Here is a 14634-nt window from a genome sequence, read left to right as displayed (position 1 = left end):
GGACCGCCGTTTCTTTCGATTTCGACCGGATCAATCCAGCGTGCGGGTGACTTCCTCGCGCTCGAAGATCTCGATCACGTCGCCGGGGCGGATATCGTCGTAGTTCTCGAACGCCATACCGCATTCCTGACCCGACTGAACCTCGGCCACTTCGTCCTTGAAGCGTTTCAGCGTCTTCAGCGTGCCTTCGTGGATCACCACGTTGTCGCGCAGCAGGCGCACGCCGGCCGAACGGCGGGCAACGCCCTCGGTGACCAGACAGCCGGCAACCTTGCCGACGCCGGTGACCTTGAACACTTCCTTGATCTCGGCATAGCCGATGAACTTCTCGCGGATCTCGGCGCTCAGCAGGCCCGAGGCGGCGGCTTTGACGTCATCCACCAGATCGTAGATTACCGAGTAGTAGCGGATCTCGACGCCCTTCTGGTTGGCGGTGTTGCGCGCCGATGCGTTGGCCCGGACGTTGAAGCCAAAGACCGGAGCACCCGACGCTTCGGCCAGGCCGATATCGGTTTCGGTGATGGCGCCGACGCCCGAGTGCAGCACGCGCACGCGCACCTCGTCGTTGCCGATCTTCTCCATCGCCTGGACGATCGCCTCGGCCGAGCCCTGCACGTCGGCCTTGACCAGAATGGGCAGCTCGGCCACGTTCTCGTCTTCTTTGGCCTTCTGCATCAGCTGTTCCAGCGTGGTCGCGGCACCGGCGGCGGCGCGCTTGTCCTTGGCAACCTGCGCGCGGTACTCGGCGATCTCGCGGGCCTGCGCCTCGGTCTCGGTCACGTTCAGAACGTCACCGGCCTCGGGCGTACCGTTGAGACCCAGAACCTCGACCGGAACCGAAGGCCCGGCTTCCTGGACGCGCTCGCCCTTGTCGTTGATCAGCGCGCGGACCTTGCCGTACTGCTCGCCCACGACGAAGATGTCGCCTTGGCGCAGCGTGCCCTTCTGGACCAGAACGGTCGCGACCGGGCCACGGCCCACGTCCAGCTGCGCCTCGATCACGGCGCCTTGCGCGGCGCGGTTCGGGTTGGCCTTCAGCTCCAGAATCTCGGCCTGCAGCGCGATGGCTTCCAGCAGATCGTCCAGACCCTGGCCCGTGATGGCCGACACTTCGACATCCTGAACCTCGCCGGACATCTTCTCGACGATCACCTCGTGCTGCAGCAGGTCGGTGCGCACCTTGTCCGGGTTGGCCTCGGGCTTGTCGACCTTGTTGATCGCAACGATCATCGGAACACCGGCGGCCTTGGCGTGGTTGATTGCCTCGACCGTCTGCGGCATCACAGCGTCATCCGCCGCGACAACCAGCACCACGATGTCCGTTACCTGAGCACCGCGCGAGCGCATCGAGGTAAAGGCCGCGTGGCCAGGCGTATCCAGGAAGGTCAGCGTAGTGCCGTCGTTGGTCTGCACCTGATAGGCGCCGATATGCTGGGTAATGCCACCGGCCTCGCCCGCAACGACTTTGGCGTCGCGGATCGCGTCCAACAGCGAGGTTTTGCCGTGGTCGACGTGACCCATGATGGTAATGACCGGCGGACGGGGCTGCAGGTCTTCATCCTTGTCCTCGACATCCGAGATGACATCCTCGACATCCGCATCCGAAACCCGCACGACCTTGTGGCCGAATTCTTCGATGATCAGTTCGGCAGTGTCGGCGTCGATGGTCTGGTTCTGCGTGACCATCATACCCATGTTCATAAGCGACTTGACGACATCGGCGACGCGTTCGGCCATACGGTTGGCCAGTTCCGATACGACGATCGCCTCGGGCAGTTGAACCTCGCGGATCACCTTTTCCCGTTCGACCGAGCCGCCCATGGCTTTCTGCCGCGCACGCTCCTGTTTGCGCTTCATCGATGCCATCGAACGCTGCCGACCACCCTCACCGCCCGAAAGCGCCTGATTCAGGGTCAGCTTGCCCGAACGGCGGCCATCGTCACGGCCCTTGCCGCGGGTCTGACGCTGTTCTCGATCCGCCTTGCGCGGTGTTTCCGCTGGCGCAGGCTTGCTGGCCGCGGGGGCCTTGGCTTTGGGCGCCTCTTTCGCGGCCGCGGCTTCTGCTGCGGCGCGCTGAGCGGCTTCTTCGGCCTCTTTCTGCTTGCGCTCTTCTTCCTCGGCTTTCTGCCGGGCTTTCTCCTCGGCCTCGCGCTGTTCGCGCTCTTTGGCCTCCTGTTCGGCGCGGCGGCGTTCACGCTCTTCGGCGCGCGCCTTTTCCTCGGCCTCGCGGCGTTCGGCTTCCTCGACCTCACGGGCCTTGGCCGCCTGCAATGCCTTCAGGCGCCGATTCATCTCGGCATCGGAAATCCCGGCCGGCCGGCGCGAAGGATCACCCGACGGCGCAGCGCCACCGCTGGGCTTGGACGCTCCCGGCTTGGGAACCACCACGCGCTTGCGTTTGGTTTCCACCACGACATTCTTGGTGCGTCCGTGGCTGAAACTCTGTTTCACATTCCCGGGGCGTGCCCCGCCACGAAGACCCAATGTCTTTTTGCCGTCACTATCGCTCATAAAGCTTCTTACCCTTCCGCGCGGCCCTTGCCGCCGTCATCCATATCGCGCAAGCCACGCAGGCGCTGCGCTTCCTCTACAACACGTTTGGCGAGTCCGCCAGAGGCGAGCGCCGCATGAATCACCGTTTGGCGCCCAAATGCCGCCCCAAGCTCGTCTGCGGTCAGCCAGCCGATGTATTTCCCGAAATGCGGCGTGCTCAGCTTGGACTTGCCGCGCCCGGAACCATCGACCGCCTGAATCAGAACCCAGGCCTCTTCGCGGTCAAGCCAGGACTTGACCTTTTCATACCCGGCGACCGCATCGCCGGACTTTCGCGCCAGGCTGATCAATTCGATCACGCGGCGCGACAATTGACGCTCCACCTCGTCCACAAGGTCCTGCGGTACAGTCACCTGCGCCTTGAACCCGCGTGCAAACAGCTTCTTGCCGACGGCCGTGTCCAGCGCCTTGCGATCCGCCGAGACATAAACGCCCCGACCCGGCAACTTGGACGCGACATCCGGGAAAACCTGCCCATCCGGGCCGGTTACAAAGCGGATCAGCCCGTACCGAGGCTGCACCTCGCCCGTGGCGATGCATTTCCGCTCTGGCCCTTCGGACCGTTCCTTATGGACGCCACCGCGACCCATGTGTGCCACCCGAGGCCTGGAATCAGGCCTCGGCCTCCTCGTCTGCTGCTTCGTCCTCGACGTCTGCCTCGGGCTGCTCCAGATCGGCGGGGTCGACCCAGCCCAACATGACCCGGGCGGTCATCACCAGATCCTGCGCCTCTTCCAGCGTCACGCCAAAGGGTTCGAGAATACCGTCATCCTTGACCCGCTGGCCATCAACCGTGGTCCAGCCTCCGGCCAGTTCCCAGTCAGCGCAGGTTGCAAAGTCTTCCAGCGTCTTGACGCCGTCCTTGGCAAGCGCCTCAACCATTTGGGGTGTCAGGCCCTCAAATTCAATAAGGCTGTCCTCGGCACCCAGGCTGCGGGCGCTGTCCAGCGCCGCCTTGGCCTGTGCCTCAAGGAATTCGCGCGCACGGGCCTGCAGCTCGTTTGCAGTGCCTTCGTCGACGCCATCGATCACCAGCAGTTCGTCCAGCTCGACATAGGCCACTTCTTCCAGGTTGGTGAAGCCTTCCGAGACCAGCAGCTGGGCAAAGAATTCGTCCAGGTCCAGGCTGTCCATGAACAGCTGCGTGCGGGCTTCGAACTCCTTCTGACGGCGCGCCGATTCTTCGGCCTCGGTCATGATGTCGATGTCCAGACCGGTCAGCTGGCTGGCCAGACGCACGTTCTGACCACGGCGACCGATCGCCAGAGACAGCTGTTCCTCGGGCACGACGACTTCGATCTTGCCTGCTTCCTCGTCCAGAACCACCTTGGAAACCTCGGCGGGTTGCAGCGCATTCACCAGGAAGGTCGGCTGGTCTTCGTTCCACGGGATGATGTCGATCTTTTCGCCCTGCAGCTCGTTCACGACGGCCTGCACGCGGCTGCCGCGCATACCAACGCAGGCGCCGACGGGGTCGATCGAGTTGTCATACGAGATGACCGCGATCTTGGCACGCGAACCGGGGTCACGGGCCACGGCCTTGACCTCGATGATGCCGTCATAGATTTCCGGCACTTCCATCTTGAACAGCTCGGCCATGAACTCGGGCGCGGTGCGCGACAGGAAGATCTGGTGACCGCGCGTTTCGCGGCGCACTTCCTTGATGTAGGCGCGCACCCGGTCATTGGGGCGATAGCTTTCGCGGCCAATCTTGTCGTTGCGGCGCAGAACCGCCTCGGCCCCGCCCAGGTCGACGATCACGTTGCCGAATTCCTCGCGCTTGACGGCGCCGTTGATGATGGTGCCGACACGATCCTTGAAGTCTTCGTACTGGCGGTCACGCTCGGCCTCACGAACCTTCTGCAGGATCACCTGCTTGGCCGACTGAGCGGCGATCCGGCCCATTTCCACCGGCGGGACCTCTTCCACGAAGACGTCACCGATCTCGGGCGATTCCATGTATTGCTTGGCCTGCTCGACGGTCATCTCGGCCTGATAGTTCTCAAGCTCGTCATCCGCGACCACGGTGCGGACCCGGGTAAAGGTCGCCTTGCCGGTCTTGCGGTCGATGGACACACGGATGTCCATTTCCGCGCCGTAGCGGCTCTTGGCGGCACGGGCGAGCGATTCCTCCATCGCTTCGACGACCAGACCGGGGTCGATCATCTTTTCGCGGGCCACAGCCTCGGCGGTCTGCAACAGCTCAAGCTGGTTTGCTGAGGTGATTGCCATCAGTTCGTCTCCTCTTCGGACCCTTCGGTCTCAATCTCGTCGAAAGCGTTTTCGTTCAGGGCGCCGGCATCCTTGCGCTGGCGCAGCATTTCCTTGATCAGGTCATCGGTCAGGACCAGCTTGGCATCGCTCAGCCAGTCGAATTGCAGACCGATTGTCACGGTCTCTTCGCCGTTGGGGATGTTGATCAGAACCTCATCCCCTTCGACACCGGCCAGTTCCCCTTTGAAGCGGCGGCGGCCGTCGATCAGCTCGGTGGTTTCCAGCTTGGCCTCGTAGCCCTCGAACATCTCGAAGTCCTTCAGCCGCGTCAGCGGGCGGTCGATGCCAGGGCTGGACACCTCGAGCGTATAGGCGTCAAGGATCGGGTCCTCGACGTCCAGCGTGGCGCTGACCGCGTTCGAGATCTCGGCGCAGTCATCCACCTCGATGCCGCCATCGGGCTTGTCGGCCATGATCTGCAGCGTGGTCTGCTTGCCGCTCATCAGGCGGATGCGGACCAACTCATATCCCAGATCCTCGATCACCGGAGTGATGATCTCGGCCAGTCGTCGGTCGATCGCCGCCTTGGCTATCAGGTCGTTTGTCATATGGTGCTCTACCCTTCAATCGGGCACAAAAAAACGGGCGCGCGGCCCGTCGAATTTTCCGGTGGAGCCTCGGACCAGAAGTCCGACACGCCGCTGTTGCAACTGCATATACGCAGGACGCCCCGAGTCTGCAACCCCTGCCGTCAACCAACGGACAATCCGCGTCAGTTTTCAGGTCGGTCTCAGGCCATCCACCAGCGTTCCGCGATGCGCCCATCGTCCAACGGCGCGCCCCGCCCGATCCGGCGTGGCAGACCCACGGTGCCGGAGATTGCCAGCGACATCTCTGATTCGTTGGGGAAGAACCGCACGCCACCCAGACCGCGCAGCCCTTGCGCCGCCGGCAGCACCGACACGTCCACATAGCGGTCACGCAGCGCCTCGGCCCGCACGGCCGGGTCGGGGATCACGATGATGTCGACCGCCTCCAGCCAGCCGGCACGGCCATCCTTGTAGTGGCCCGCGACCCGGCGGCCGCGGAAATGGCGCCCGTCTTCGGCCCGTTCGACCCGGTAACTCCCGGTGCCGTTCGCCTGCTGCAGCGGCGAAACGCTCTGCCCGTCGCGGGTAATGACGAACCGGGTATCGGCCAGCAGGAAAGGCAGGCCGGGGTTGGCCACGGCCAGTTCGATCCGGATGCGGTCCGGCGCCAGGGCTTCGGCGCGCCCGACCTCGGACATGACCGCCAGAACATCCCCGGCCGTCAGCGCCGCACCGTCGTGAAACACTGCATCCGCACGCAGGTCGAAGGTCCAGACCCGGGCCTCGGAATCGGTCTGCCATGCGGTCGCCAGCTCGCCGCGCAGAGTGCCGTCCGGCGCGATCTCGGTCAGGGTGTCGAACACCGCACCCCGGGCCAGCCGGTCCAGGCTGTCATCGCGCGGCACGGCGATGCGCAGCACGCCGCCCGATTTCGGCGTATCCGCCAGCGAGGCCCCCGTCGCGGCCAGCAGGGCTGCGGCGGCACCCGAGGTGAACAGAGCACGGCGGTCGATGCGGGTCATGCCACCTCCTGCGCGATTCGGTCCATGATGCGCACCAGTTCGGCGCTGATCCCAGGCTCCGACAGGGCGTGACCGGCCTGCCGCACCATCTTCAGCTCGGCCTCGGGCCATTTCTCGGCCAGGCTCCAAGCCGCCTGCGGGGGGCAGATCATGTCGTACCGGCCTTGCACGATATGGCCGGGGATATGCGCGATCCGGTCCATCCGGTCCAGAATCTGGCCGTCATGTTCCAGAAACGCCTTGTTGATGAAATAGTGATTCTCGAGCCGCGCGAAGGTGCGCGCATATTCGCCGGGGCTTTCACCGACGGCCCCGTTCGTGTGGATCGAGGCCAGCGCGTTTTCCCAGTGCGACCAGGCGCGGGCGTACAGGATCTCAGTCGCGCGATCGCCCGAAAACAGCCGCTTGTTGTAGGCGCCGATTGTGTCGGACAGTTCCGAGTCGCGCAGCAGGGAGGTGAAGCGCGCCCATTGCTCGGGCCAGAACTTGCCGGCCCCGCCGCCATAGAACCAGCCAAGCTCCGCCTGCGTGGCCAGAAACACGCCGCGCAGAACCAGGCGGGTCACCCGGTCGGGGTGGGTTTGGGCATAGATCAGCGCCAGCGTGGCGCCCCAGCTGCCGCCGAATACGATCCAGTCGTCGATCTCGAACAGTTTCCGCAGGCGCTCGATATCGGCCACCAGGTGCCACGTCGTGTTGTTCTCGACCGAGGCCGTGGGCCGCGACCGGCCGCAGCCGCGCTGGTCGAACAGAATCACCCGGAAGACCTCGGGGTCGAAATAGCGCCGCATGGCCGGGCTGCAGCCGCCACCGGGGCCGCCATGCAGAACCACCACCGCAATCCCGTCGGGATTGCCGCATTGTTCCACATAGATGCGGTGCCCATCGCCCATATCCACCACGCGCTGGTCGAACGGATCGACCGGCGGGTAAAGATATTGCACTGCGCGCTTTTGGTCCGGGTACTTGTCCATTATGGCCCTATATAGTCCTACAGCGTAAAAGAGCACACGGAGACAGGAATGCAAGCGCATCCGAACACGGTGGACCCGTCCGAGATCGCAAAATTCGAGGCCATGGCCGCCGAATGGTGGGACCCGCACGGGAAATTCAAACCTCTGCACATGCTCAATCCGTGCCGTCTGGACTATATCACACAGCAGATCGCGGGCGAATTTGACCGGGACCTGACGGCAGCGAAACCGTTCGCGGGCCTGCGCCTGCTGGATATCGGCTGCGGCGGCGGGTTGCTGAGCGAGCCGATGGCGCGGCTGGGCGCCGAGGTCGTGGGCGCCGACGCGGCCGAGCGCAACCTGCCCGTGGCCCGCATCCATGCCGAGCAATCCGGCCTTCAGATCGACTATCGCCACACCACCGCCGAGGCGATGGCCGACGCGGGCGAACAGTTCGACGTGGTTCTGAACATGGAGGTGGTCGAGCATGTGGCCGATCCGCTGGCCTATCTGACCGCCACGCAACAGCTGTTGAAACCGGGCGGGCTGGAAATCTGTTCGACCATCAACCGCAACCCGAAATCCTATGCGATGGCGATTTTCGGGGCAGAGGTCGTCATGCGCTGGCTGCCGCGCGGCACGCATGAATGGTCCAAGTTCATCACCCCGGACGAGCTGTTCAACCTGCTGCGCCAGGCCGGTCTGGACCCGGTGGACCGCAAGGGATTCGTATTTAACCCGATCACCTGGAGCTGGTCGATCTCGGACCGGGATCTGAGCGTGAACTATGTCACCGCCAGCGTGAAGTCGGGCTGAGGCCTATTCCTCTTCCAGCTTCATGCGCAGGTCGCGCAGAACCGGCAGGGTCGTGCGCACACGCTCAAGGCCCAGCTCGCCCACGACCCGGTTGATCAGAGGCGCGATGGCCGAGATCGCCTGATCCCGCGCCCGGCGGCCGGCCGGGCTGATCGCCACCATCTTGCGGCGGGCATCGTCCCAATCGGGGCGGATGTGGATGTATCCGGCCCATTCCAGCTTGGCCAAGGTGTTGGTCATCGCTCCACGGGTCACATGGAATGTGCTGGCCAGTTGGGCGGGCGTCCGCTCGCCCCCCACGAACACCAGGTGGTTCAGCACCGAGAAATGCGAGATTTCCATGCCCTTGGGCAGCACCCGGCTCAGCCGGTTCCGCAGCAATTGGTCCGCGGTCAGAATCTCGCTGAACAGCGCGACCGCCAGGGCGTTGGTTTCGTCAGTCATTACCCGGTTCTGGATCAGGGCCCGTCGAACGGGCGGACATGTGTCAGGGACGGCACGCGCCGCCGTGCCTCTGTAACAGACCTATCATCCAGATCAAAAAAGTGAATGCCGGTCTGAGTGCCTGCGTCGATCAGCACCTCGCCCCAGGGCGATACGACCATGCTGTGCCCGTGGGTCTGGCGCGTCTTGCCGCGGGTCTTGGGGTGTTCCCCGGTCTGCGCGGGGGCAATGACCCAACAGCCGGTCTCGATGGCGCGGGCGCGCAGCAGCGGTTCCCAATGGGCCGCGCCGGTCACCGGAGAGAACGCCGCCGGAACCGTCAGGATCGTGGCCCCGCCCTGCGCCAGCGCGGCGTGCAGATGCGGGAACCGGATGTCGTAGCAGATGGTCATGCCGACCTTGCCGAAGGCGGTCTCGGCGATCACCGCGCGCGACCCGGGGCGATAGCTGGCCGATTCGCGAAAGGTCTCGGTCTCGGTGACCTGCACGTCGAACATGTGGATCTTGTCATAGCGCGCCACGATCCCGCCCTGCGGGTCGATCATGAAGGATCGGTTGGCGAACCGCCCGTCGGCGTCATGAGTCTTCAGCCCCAGCGATCCGATCAGCAGCCACACGCCCAATTCCGCCGCCTGTTCGCGCAGGCCCGCCAGTGTGATGTCGTCTTCCTCGTGCTGCAATACCTCGCGTTGGCGCGTTCCGCTGGTCGAGACGCAGTTGGTGACCTCGGGCGTCAGGATGAACCCCGCGCCCCCGCCCGCGGCCTCGGCCATCATGGCGCGCACCATGTCCAGGTTCGCGGCCGGGTCGTCCGACGAGGTGATCTGCAGTAGGGCGGTTCTCATCAAGCGGCCAACAGCGGGTCCAGCTTGCCGGCCTGTTCGAGTTCGTACAGATCGTCGCAGCCACCGACATGGGTGTCACCAATGAAGATCTGAGGCACCGTGCGCCGTCCGCCTGCCCGCTGGATCATCTCGGGCTTGTGTTTGGGGTTCATCAAAACGTCGATTTCCTCGAAAGCGACGCCTTTCTGATTTAGCAGCCGTTTGGCCGCGTGGCAAAAGCCGCACAGCGGCGAGGTATAGATGACAACCGGTTTCATGGTCCGTTCCCTTGGATTTCGCGCAATCTAGGGGGAATTAGGCATCCTTGGCAACGCGCGCCAGTACCAACACGGAAATATGAGCCGCACCGGCCTCTCGGCAGGCATGGGTGCAGGCCGCCAGGGTCGCACCCGATGTCATCACGTCATCGACCAGCAACACATGGCGCCCCTTCAAGCGGTCCGCCCTGCGCGGATACACGGCGATCGCATCGCGCAGCGTTTCGGCCCGCTCGGCGGCCGTTTTCCCTTCCAGCGGTGGGGTACGCCGCTTGCGTATCAACAGATCCGGACAGACCGGCAGGCCCGCCTCCTTTCCCAGTTGGAGCGACAAAAGAGCGGACTGGTTGTATCGGCGCTTCAGCAGCCGCGACCAATGCAGCGGCACCGGGGCGATCACCGTATCCGGTCGAAACAGGGTGCGACCGGCCTGCGCCATCCAACGCGCCGCAGGTTTTGCCAGTTCGGAACGATCCCCGTGCTTCAGGGCCAGAACCAGTGACCGCGCCCGTCCCTGATACAGCAATGCCGCGCGCCCCTCGGCCCACGGTTGTGGGCGGCGCAAACAATCGTCGCAGTCGATTCGGTGACCATCATCGCTGCCAGGCACCGGCGCACCGCAACTGTGGCAGACCGTCCCGCCGATGAACGGGGTCTCGCGCCAGCACGGCCCGCACAGGCCGAAATCCGAGGCCGCCATCTCGCCGCAGCCGATGCAGCGTGGCGGATACACGACCTCGATCGCGGTTTGAATCCGCTGCCATATGCGATAATTGCGGCTTATGGATTTGCCAGCACCCAATGCACCCTCGCTGTTCGATCGCAAAACGCTTGCGGCACACCGCGCGCGGATCAGCGACGAAGCCCTTTTTCTGCACCACGCCGCCATGGACGAGGTGCAGGATCGCCTTTCCATGGTTAACAAATCCTTTACTGCGCCAGCGATCGTAGCCCCCTACCCCGAGATTTGGGCGCCGGTCCTGCCGGGCGCCCGGGTCGTGGCCGATGCCGACGTGCTGGACCTCAAACCCGCTGCGCATGATCTGGTGGTCCATGCGATGGCCCTGCATTGGGCCAACGATCCGGTGGGACAGCTGATCCAATGTGCCCGCGCGCTGCAGCCCGACGGGTTGTTGTTGGTGGTGTGTCTGGGCGGTGAAACGCTATACGAATTGCGGGCCGCGCTGGGTCAGGCCGAGGTCGAGGTGACCGGCGGTCTCAGCCCCCGTGTCGCGCCGATGGCCGAGTTGCGAGATCTTGGCGCGCTGCTGCAGCGTGCGGGTTTTGCATTGCCTGTTGCGGACAAAGTGCCCCTGACGGCGACGTATCGCGACCTGTGGCACCTGATGCGGGACCTGCGCGCGATGGGTGAAACCAACGCCATGACCCAGCGGTTGAAACACCCGTCGCGCCGCGCGGTCTTTTCCCGGGCCCAAGAGATTTACGCCGCGCATTTCACATCTCCCGAAGGCCGGCTGAGTGCCACGTTCGAGCTGATCTGCCTGACGGGCTGGGCGCCGGATGCCAGCCAGCCCAAGCCGTTGCGCCCTGGCAAGGCCCAGATGAGACTGGCCGACGCCCTTGGCACGAAAGAAGGCAAACTGTCCGATTGACCCGCTGACCGAACCGATTATTTCAGCCTCTAAACCAGAATTCAGGAAGCTCACCATGTTCGATGCCACCCGCCCGGAACACGCTCCGGCAGACCACCCAAAAGTGAAGATGGGCCGCGTCGGCGTTCTTCTGGCCAATCTCGGCACCCCGGACGACTACAGCTATTGGCCGATGCGCCGCTATCTGAACGAGTTCCTGTCCGACCGGCGGGTGATCGACTATCCGGCCTGGAAATGGCAGCCGATCCTGCAGGCCATCATCCTGACCAAACGTCCCTTCAGCTCGGGCGCTGCGTACAAGTCGATCTGGAACCACGACAAGGGCGAAAGCCCGCTGATGACCATCACCAAGGACCAGACCAGCAAGATGCGTGCGGCGATGCAGGACCGGTATGGCGACAAGGTCATGGTGGATTTCTGCATGCGTTACGGAAACCCCTCGACCAAGTCGAAGGTCCGCCAGATGGTGGCCGAGGGCTGCGACCGCATCCTGTTCTTCCCGCTCTATCCGCAATATGCCGGCGCTACGACCGCCACCGCGAACGACCAGTTCTTTCGCGCACTGATGGACGAGGCCTGGCAGCCCGCCAGCCGCACGGTGCCCGCCTATTTCGACGAGCCGGCCTATATCGACGCCCTCGCGCAGTCGGTCGAGACGGCCTATGCCGCGATGGAGACCAAGCCGGACGTTTTGGTGTGCTCCTATCACGGCATGCCGGAACGCTATCTGATGCAGGGTGATCCGTACCACTGCCAGTGCGCCAAGACGTCACGCCTGCTGAAAGAACGGCTGGGCTGGGCGGATGATCAACTGGTGACCACCTTCCAGTCACGATTCGGGCCCGAGGAATGGCTGAAGCCCTACACTGTCGACCATGTCGCGGAACTGGCTCGGCAGGGCAAAAAGAACATAGCCGTCATCGCCCCGGCATTTTCGTCGGACTGCATTGAAACGCTGGAAGAGATCAACGAAGAGATCCGCGAAAGCTTTGAGCACGCCGGCGGCGAAAGCTTTACCTACATTCCCTGCCTCAACGACGAGGACGCGCATATCGCGGCCTTGGGCAAGGTTGTCGAGGACAACCTCAAAGGCTGGCTGGACTGAACCGGCCCGGAAACAAGCACGAAAAAAGGCGGTGGAAATCCACCGCCTTTCTTTTTTGTCGTAGTCCGTTGGACTTAGCCTGCGGCAACAGCTGCGGCAACAACGACCAGCAGGATCAGCGGCAGGATGATGCCCTGCGACGAGCCCTGGGTTTCTTCGACGACAACAGGTGCCTCAACAACCGGCTCTTCCAGGTTGCCAGCATATGCGGTCGAAGCAGCAGCGGTCAGTGCAGCAGCGAGTACAAGTTTCTTCATATTAACCTCCAGAGTTTGCGCGATCCCAATTGCGGAACCACACACCTAAGACTTACCTCGTGGTTTTTTCTAATCAGCAAAGCAGAACGAATGCAATTGCAACTTGCAGTGCAAGCGGGTTGGCGCGCGAAAATGTCGTCAAATTAGCAACACTTGCGTCCCGACCTTCGCCATGGCGTACAGCTCTGCGATGTTCTCGTTGAACAACCCGATGCACCCGTTCGACGACCGGCGGCCGATTTTCCGCGTATCGTGGGTTCCGTGGATCCGGTAATACTTCCAGCTGAGATACAACGCGTGCGTTCCCAGCGGGTTATCGGGCCCCGGAGGGATGTAATCCGGCCATTCCGGGTTTCTTTTCTTCATCGACGGCGTCGGCGACCAGCTGGGCCCTTCGACCTTGCGGATGACACTTGTGCGACCGCGGCGGGTCAGTTCTTCGGTCAGCGGAACCGAGGACGGGTACAGCTTGTAGACGGTCTGATCTTCCGACCAGTAGTGCAAAGCGCGGGAAACGGTGTCGACCAGAATCGCCCCGTTCCGGGTGTTCGAGAAGTAGGGCTGCCACTGCTGCGCCTTGAACCCCGACACGTTGCGGCGAACGGCCGGTTCAGGCTCGGGTGCAGGGCGCAATGGGTCGCCCGGGATGTATTGGGCGATCGCCGGGCTGGCGAGCAAAGACGATGCGCCTGCGAGGAATCCGCGGCGGGACGAAGAGAAAACGCGTTTCTTGACCATGGTGACAGGTCCTCTGCGAAAGATGTGCAAGAATCCGCTCTATGTTATTGCCAGAATGCTTCAGTCGCAAATCAAACCGGCAGAATCATGCGGGTTCGTGCATTTGAGCCTTTGCTCATGGGCCGCTGGCAGGGTATTGCCAATTGGAAACAAGCAAACCGGACACATCATGACGCGCATATTTTCCCTGCTCTTGATTTGCCTTGTCGCGCTGGCGGCATGTACCGACGTGAGCGGCACTTCAACCCTTGGTGCGGATGGGCGCCCGCTGCCCAAAGCCTACAAGATCCGGGGAAATCCCGAAAAACTGCAGTTCCGCATGCTTGATTCCGTAAACGCCCTGCGGCAGGCGTCGGGACTGCAGTCGGTGCAGTTGAACGCGCAGTTGAACGCAGCGGCGGCGACGCACGCCAAGGACATGTCGCGGCAGAACCGGCCCTGGCATTTCGGCTCGGACGGATCTTCGCCGCTCGACCGGGTGGCCCGTGCCGGTTATGCGGGGCGTTTCCTGGGTGAAGCGATTTCCGAGACCTACGAGACCGAAACCGAAACCCTGGCCGCGTGGATGCAGGAACCGGGTCCGCGATCGGTGATCATGGACCCGCAAGCAACCCAGATGGGGTTTGCATGGCACCAGGAAAACGGCGGGAAGATCTGGTGGACGCTCGAGATGGGAACCGGCGGTTAAGCATGGCCCCAGACGAAAAAAGCCCCCGAAAACCGGGGGCTTTTTTCTTTCTAACAGGTCTCAGGCAGCTTGCATGGACTGGGCTGTGGTCAGGATCGCATACAGCTTGACCGGATCCGGGTTGGCCCGAAGCTTCGAGCAGACCGCGCCGTCGCGCAGCGTGCGCGATACCAGCGCCAAGGCCTTGAGGTGCTCGACACCGGCGTCTTCCGGGGCGAACAGCGCAAAGGCCAGATCCACGGGCTGACGGTCGACCGATCCGAAGTCGATGGGCTTTTCCAGCATGACGAACACGCCGGCAACCGAGTCGATCTCGGACAAACGGGCGTGTGGCAGGGCAACACCATGGCCAACGCCGGTCGGCCCAAGGCTTTCCCGCTCCAGCAGGCAGTCTACGATGGTCTGCGGATCAAGTCCGAGTGCGCCCGCAGCGACGTCACCGATTTCCTGAAACAACCGTTTTTTGCTGGACGCTGCAGATAGCACGCGCACCGCTTCGGGCTTCAGTATGCTCGACAAATCCATGTTTTGCTCCACGG

Annotated in this window: 17 protein-coding genes; 4 read left to right on the top strand and 13 right to left on the bottom strand. The window is 63.4% G+C overall.

All coding sequences use genetic code 11. The features are described 5' to 3' along the window. Positions 1–30 precede the first annotated feature (30 nt). The 6 genes from infB to pip all read right to left on the bottom strand — a co-directional run bounded on the left by infB (position 31) and on the right by pip (position 7353). Entirely contained in the window at positions 31–2511 is a 2481-nt protein-coding gene (gene infB, locus ACR3EK_RS16625) for a translation initiation factor IF-2 (RefSeq protein ID WP_170359920.1), read from the bottom strand. 8 nt (positions 2512–2519) lie between these two features. Continuing rightward, positions 2520–3143: an RNA-binding protein gene (locus ACR3EK_RS16620; protein WP_170343128.1), complete on the bottom strand. Its 624-nt coding sequence runs from the start codon at positions 3141–3143 to the stop codon at positions 2520–2522. Between the two features lie 22 nt (positions 3144–3165). After that, complete coding sequence (nusA, locus tag ACR3EK_RS16615) at positions 3166–4785, bottom strand: transcription termination factor NusA (protein ID WP_093963624.1); 1620 nt, start codon at positions 4783–4785, stop codon at positions 3166–3168. Then, positions 4785–5375, bottom strand: a complete 591-nt coding sequence (rimP, locus tag ACR3EK_RS16610) for a ribosome maturation factor RimP (protein WP_170342422.1) — start codon at positions 5373–5375, stop codon at positions 4785–4787. The genes nusA and rimP overlap by 1 nt, the downstream gene beginning before the upstream one ends. A 182-nt stretch (positions 5376–5557) precedes the next feature. Further along, a complete protein-coding gene (locus tag ACR3EK_RS16605) occupies positions 5558–6379 on the bottom strand; it encodes an ABC transporter substrate-binding protein (RefSeq protein ID WP_480633948.1) in 822 nt (273 codons plus the stop codon). Next, entirely contained in the window at positions 6376–7353 is a 978-nt protein-coding gene (gene pip / locus ACR3EK_RS16600; protein ID WP_480633947.1) for a prolyl aminopeptidase, read from the bottom strand. Before pip ends, ACR3EK_RS16605 begins: the two co-directional genes overlap by 4 nt. A gap of 48 nt (positions 7354–7401) precedes the next feature. Between pip and ubiG the strand changes: the two genes are divergently transcribed. Then, complete coding sequence (gene ubiG / locus ACR3EK_RS16595; RefSeq protein WP_480633946.1) at positions 7402–8148, top strand: bifunctional 2-polyprenyl-6-hydroxyphenol methylase/3-demethylubiquinol 3-O-methyltransferase UbiG; 747 nt, start codon at positions 7402–7404, stop codon at positions 8146–8148. 3 nt (positions 8149–8151) lie between these two features. Here the strand turns inward: ubiG and ACR3EK_RS16590 are convergent, their stop codons facing one another. The 4 genes from ACR3EK_RS16590 to ACR3EK_RS16575 are packed head-to-tail and all read right to left on the bottom strand — an operon-like array spanning position 8152 to position 10436. Then, positions 8152–8592: a MarR family winged helix-turn-helix transcriptional regulator gene (locus tag ACR3EK_RS16590; protein WP_170343133.1), complete on the bottom strand. Its 441-nt coding sequence runs from the start codon at positions 8590–8592 to the stop codon at positions 8152–8154. A gap of 14 nt (positions 8593–8606) precedes the next feature. Continuing rightward, a complete protein-coding gene (locus ACR3EK_RS16585; protein ID WP_480633945.1) occupies positions 8607–9437 on the bottom strand; it encodes a carbon-nitrogen hydrolase family protein in 831 nt (276 codons plus the stop codon). Then, positions 9437–9694, bottom strand: a complete 258-nt coding sequence (grxC, locus tag ACR3EK_RS16580) for a glutaredoxin 3 (RefSeq protein WP_170461159.1) — start codon at positions 9692–9694, stop codon at positions 9437–9439. Before grxC ends, ACR3EK_RS16585 begins: the two co-directional genes overlap by 1 nt. A 37-nt stretch (positions 9695–9731) precedes the next feature. Next, on the bottom strand, positions 9732–10436 hold the full coding sequence (locus ACR3EK_RS16575) for a double zinc ribbon domain-containing protein (RefSeq protein WP_480634045.1): 705 nt from the start codon (positions 10434–10436) through the stop codon (positions 9732–9734). A 40-nt stretch (positions 10437–10476) separates the two neighbouring features. Between ACR3EK_RS16575 and ACR3EK_RS16570 the strand changes: the two genes are divergently transcribed. Continuing rightward, positions 10477–11307 (top strand): methyltransferase domain-containing protein, encoded by an 831-nt coding sequence (locus tag ACR3EK_RS16570; protein WP_480633944.1) that lies wholly within the window; start codon positions 10477–10479, stop codon positions 11305–11307. A gap of 55 nt (positions 11308–11362) precedes the next feature. Next, positions 11363–12412: a ferrochelatase gene (hemH, locus tag ACR3EK_RS16565; protein WP_170359912.1), complete on the top strand. Its 1050-nt coding sequence runs from the start codon at positions 11363–11365 to the stop codon at positions 12410–12412. Between the two features lie 74 nt (positions 12413–12486). On the opposite strand, the gene ACR3EK_RS16560 is transcribed toward hemH, so the two are convergent. Both ACR3EK_RS16560 and ACR3EK_RS16555 read right to left on the bottom strand, forming a co-directional pair. Beyond that, positions 12487–12669 carry a hypothetical protein gene (locus ACR3EK_RS16560; RefSeq protein ID WP_005979327.1) on the bottom strand — a complete coding sequence of 61 codons (183 nt, stop codon included), beginning with the start codon at positions 12667–12669 and terminating at the stop codon, positions 12487–12489. A 138-nt stretch (positions 12670–12807) separates the two neighbouring features. Then, positions 12808–13407, bottom strand: coding sequence for a L,D-transpeptidase (locus ACR3EK_RS16555; RefSeq protein ID WP_170365582.1), 600 nt, complete (start codon positions 13405–13407; stop codon positions 12808–12810). Positions 13408–13576: 169 nt separating this feature from the next. Between ACR3EK_RS16555 and dalA the strand changes: the two genes are divergently transcribed. Next, the gene (gene dalA / locus ACR3EK_RS16550) at positions 13577–14095 is read left to right on the top strand and encodes a divisome-associated lipoprotein DalA (protein WP_093963636.1); all 519 of its coding nucleotides are present in this window, start codon (positions 13577–13579) and stop codon (positions 14093–14095) included. A gap of 60 nt (positions 14096–14155) precedes the next feature. Here dalA and ptsN read toward each other — a convergent pair whose 3' ends face one another. After that, on the bottom strand, positions 14156–14620 hold the full coding sequence (gene ptsN / locus ACR3EK_RS16545) for a PTS IIA-like nitrogen regulatory protein PtsN (protein WP_170343139.1): 465 nt from the start codon (positions 14618–14620) through the stop codon (positions 14156–14158). Positions 14621–14634 lie beyond the last annotated feature (14 nt).

It is taken from the genome of Ruegeria sp. BC8, assembly GCF_056535705.1.
Note: the sequence above shows the minus strand (reverse complement) of the source record. Positions and strands in the feature narration are given on the sequence as shown.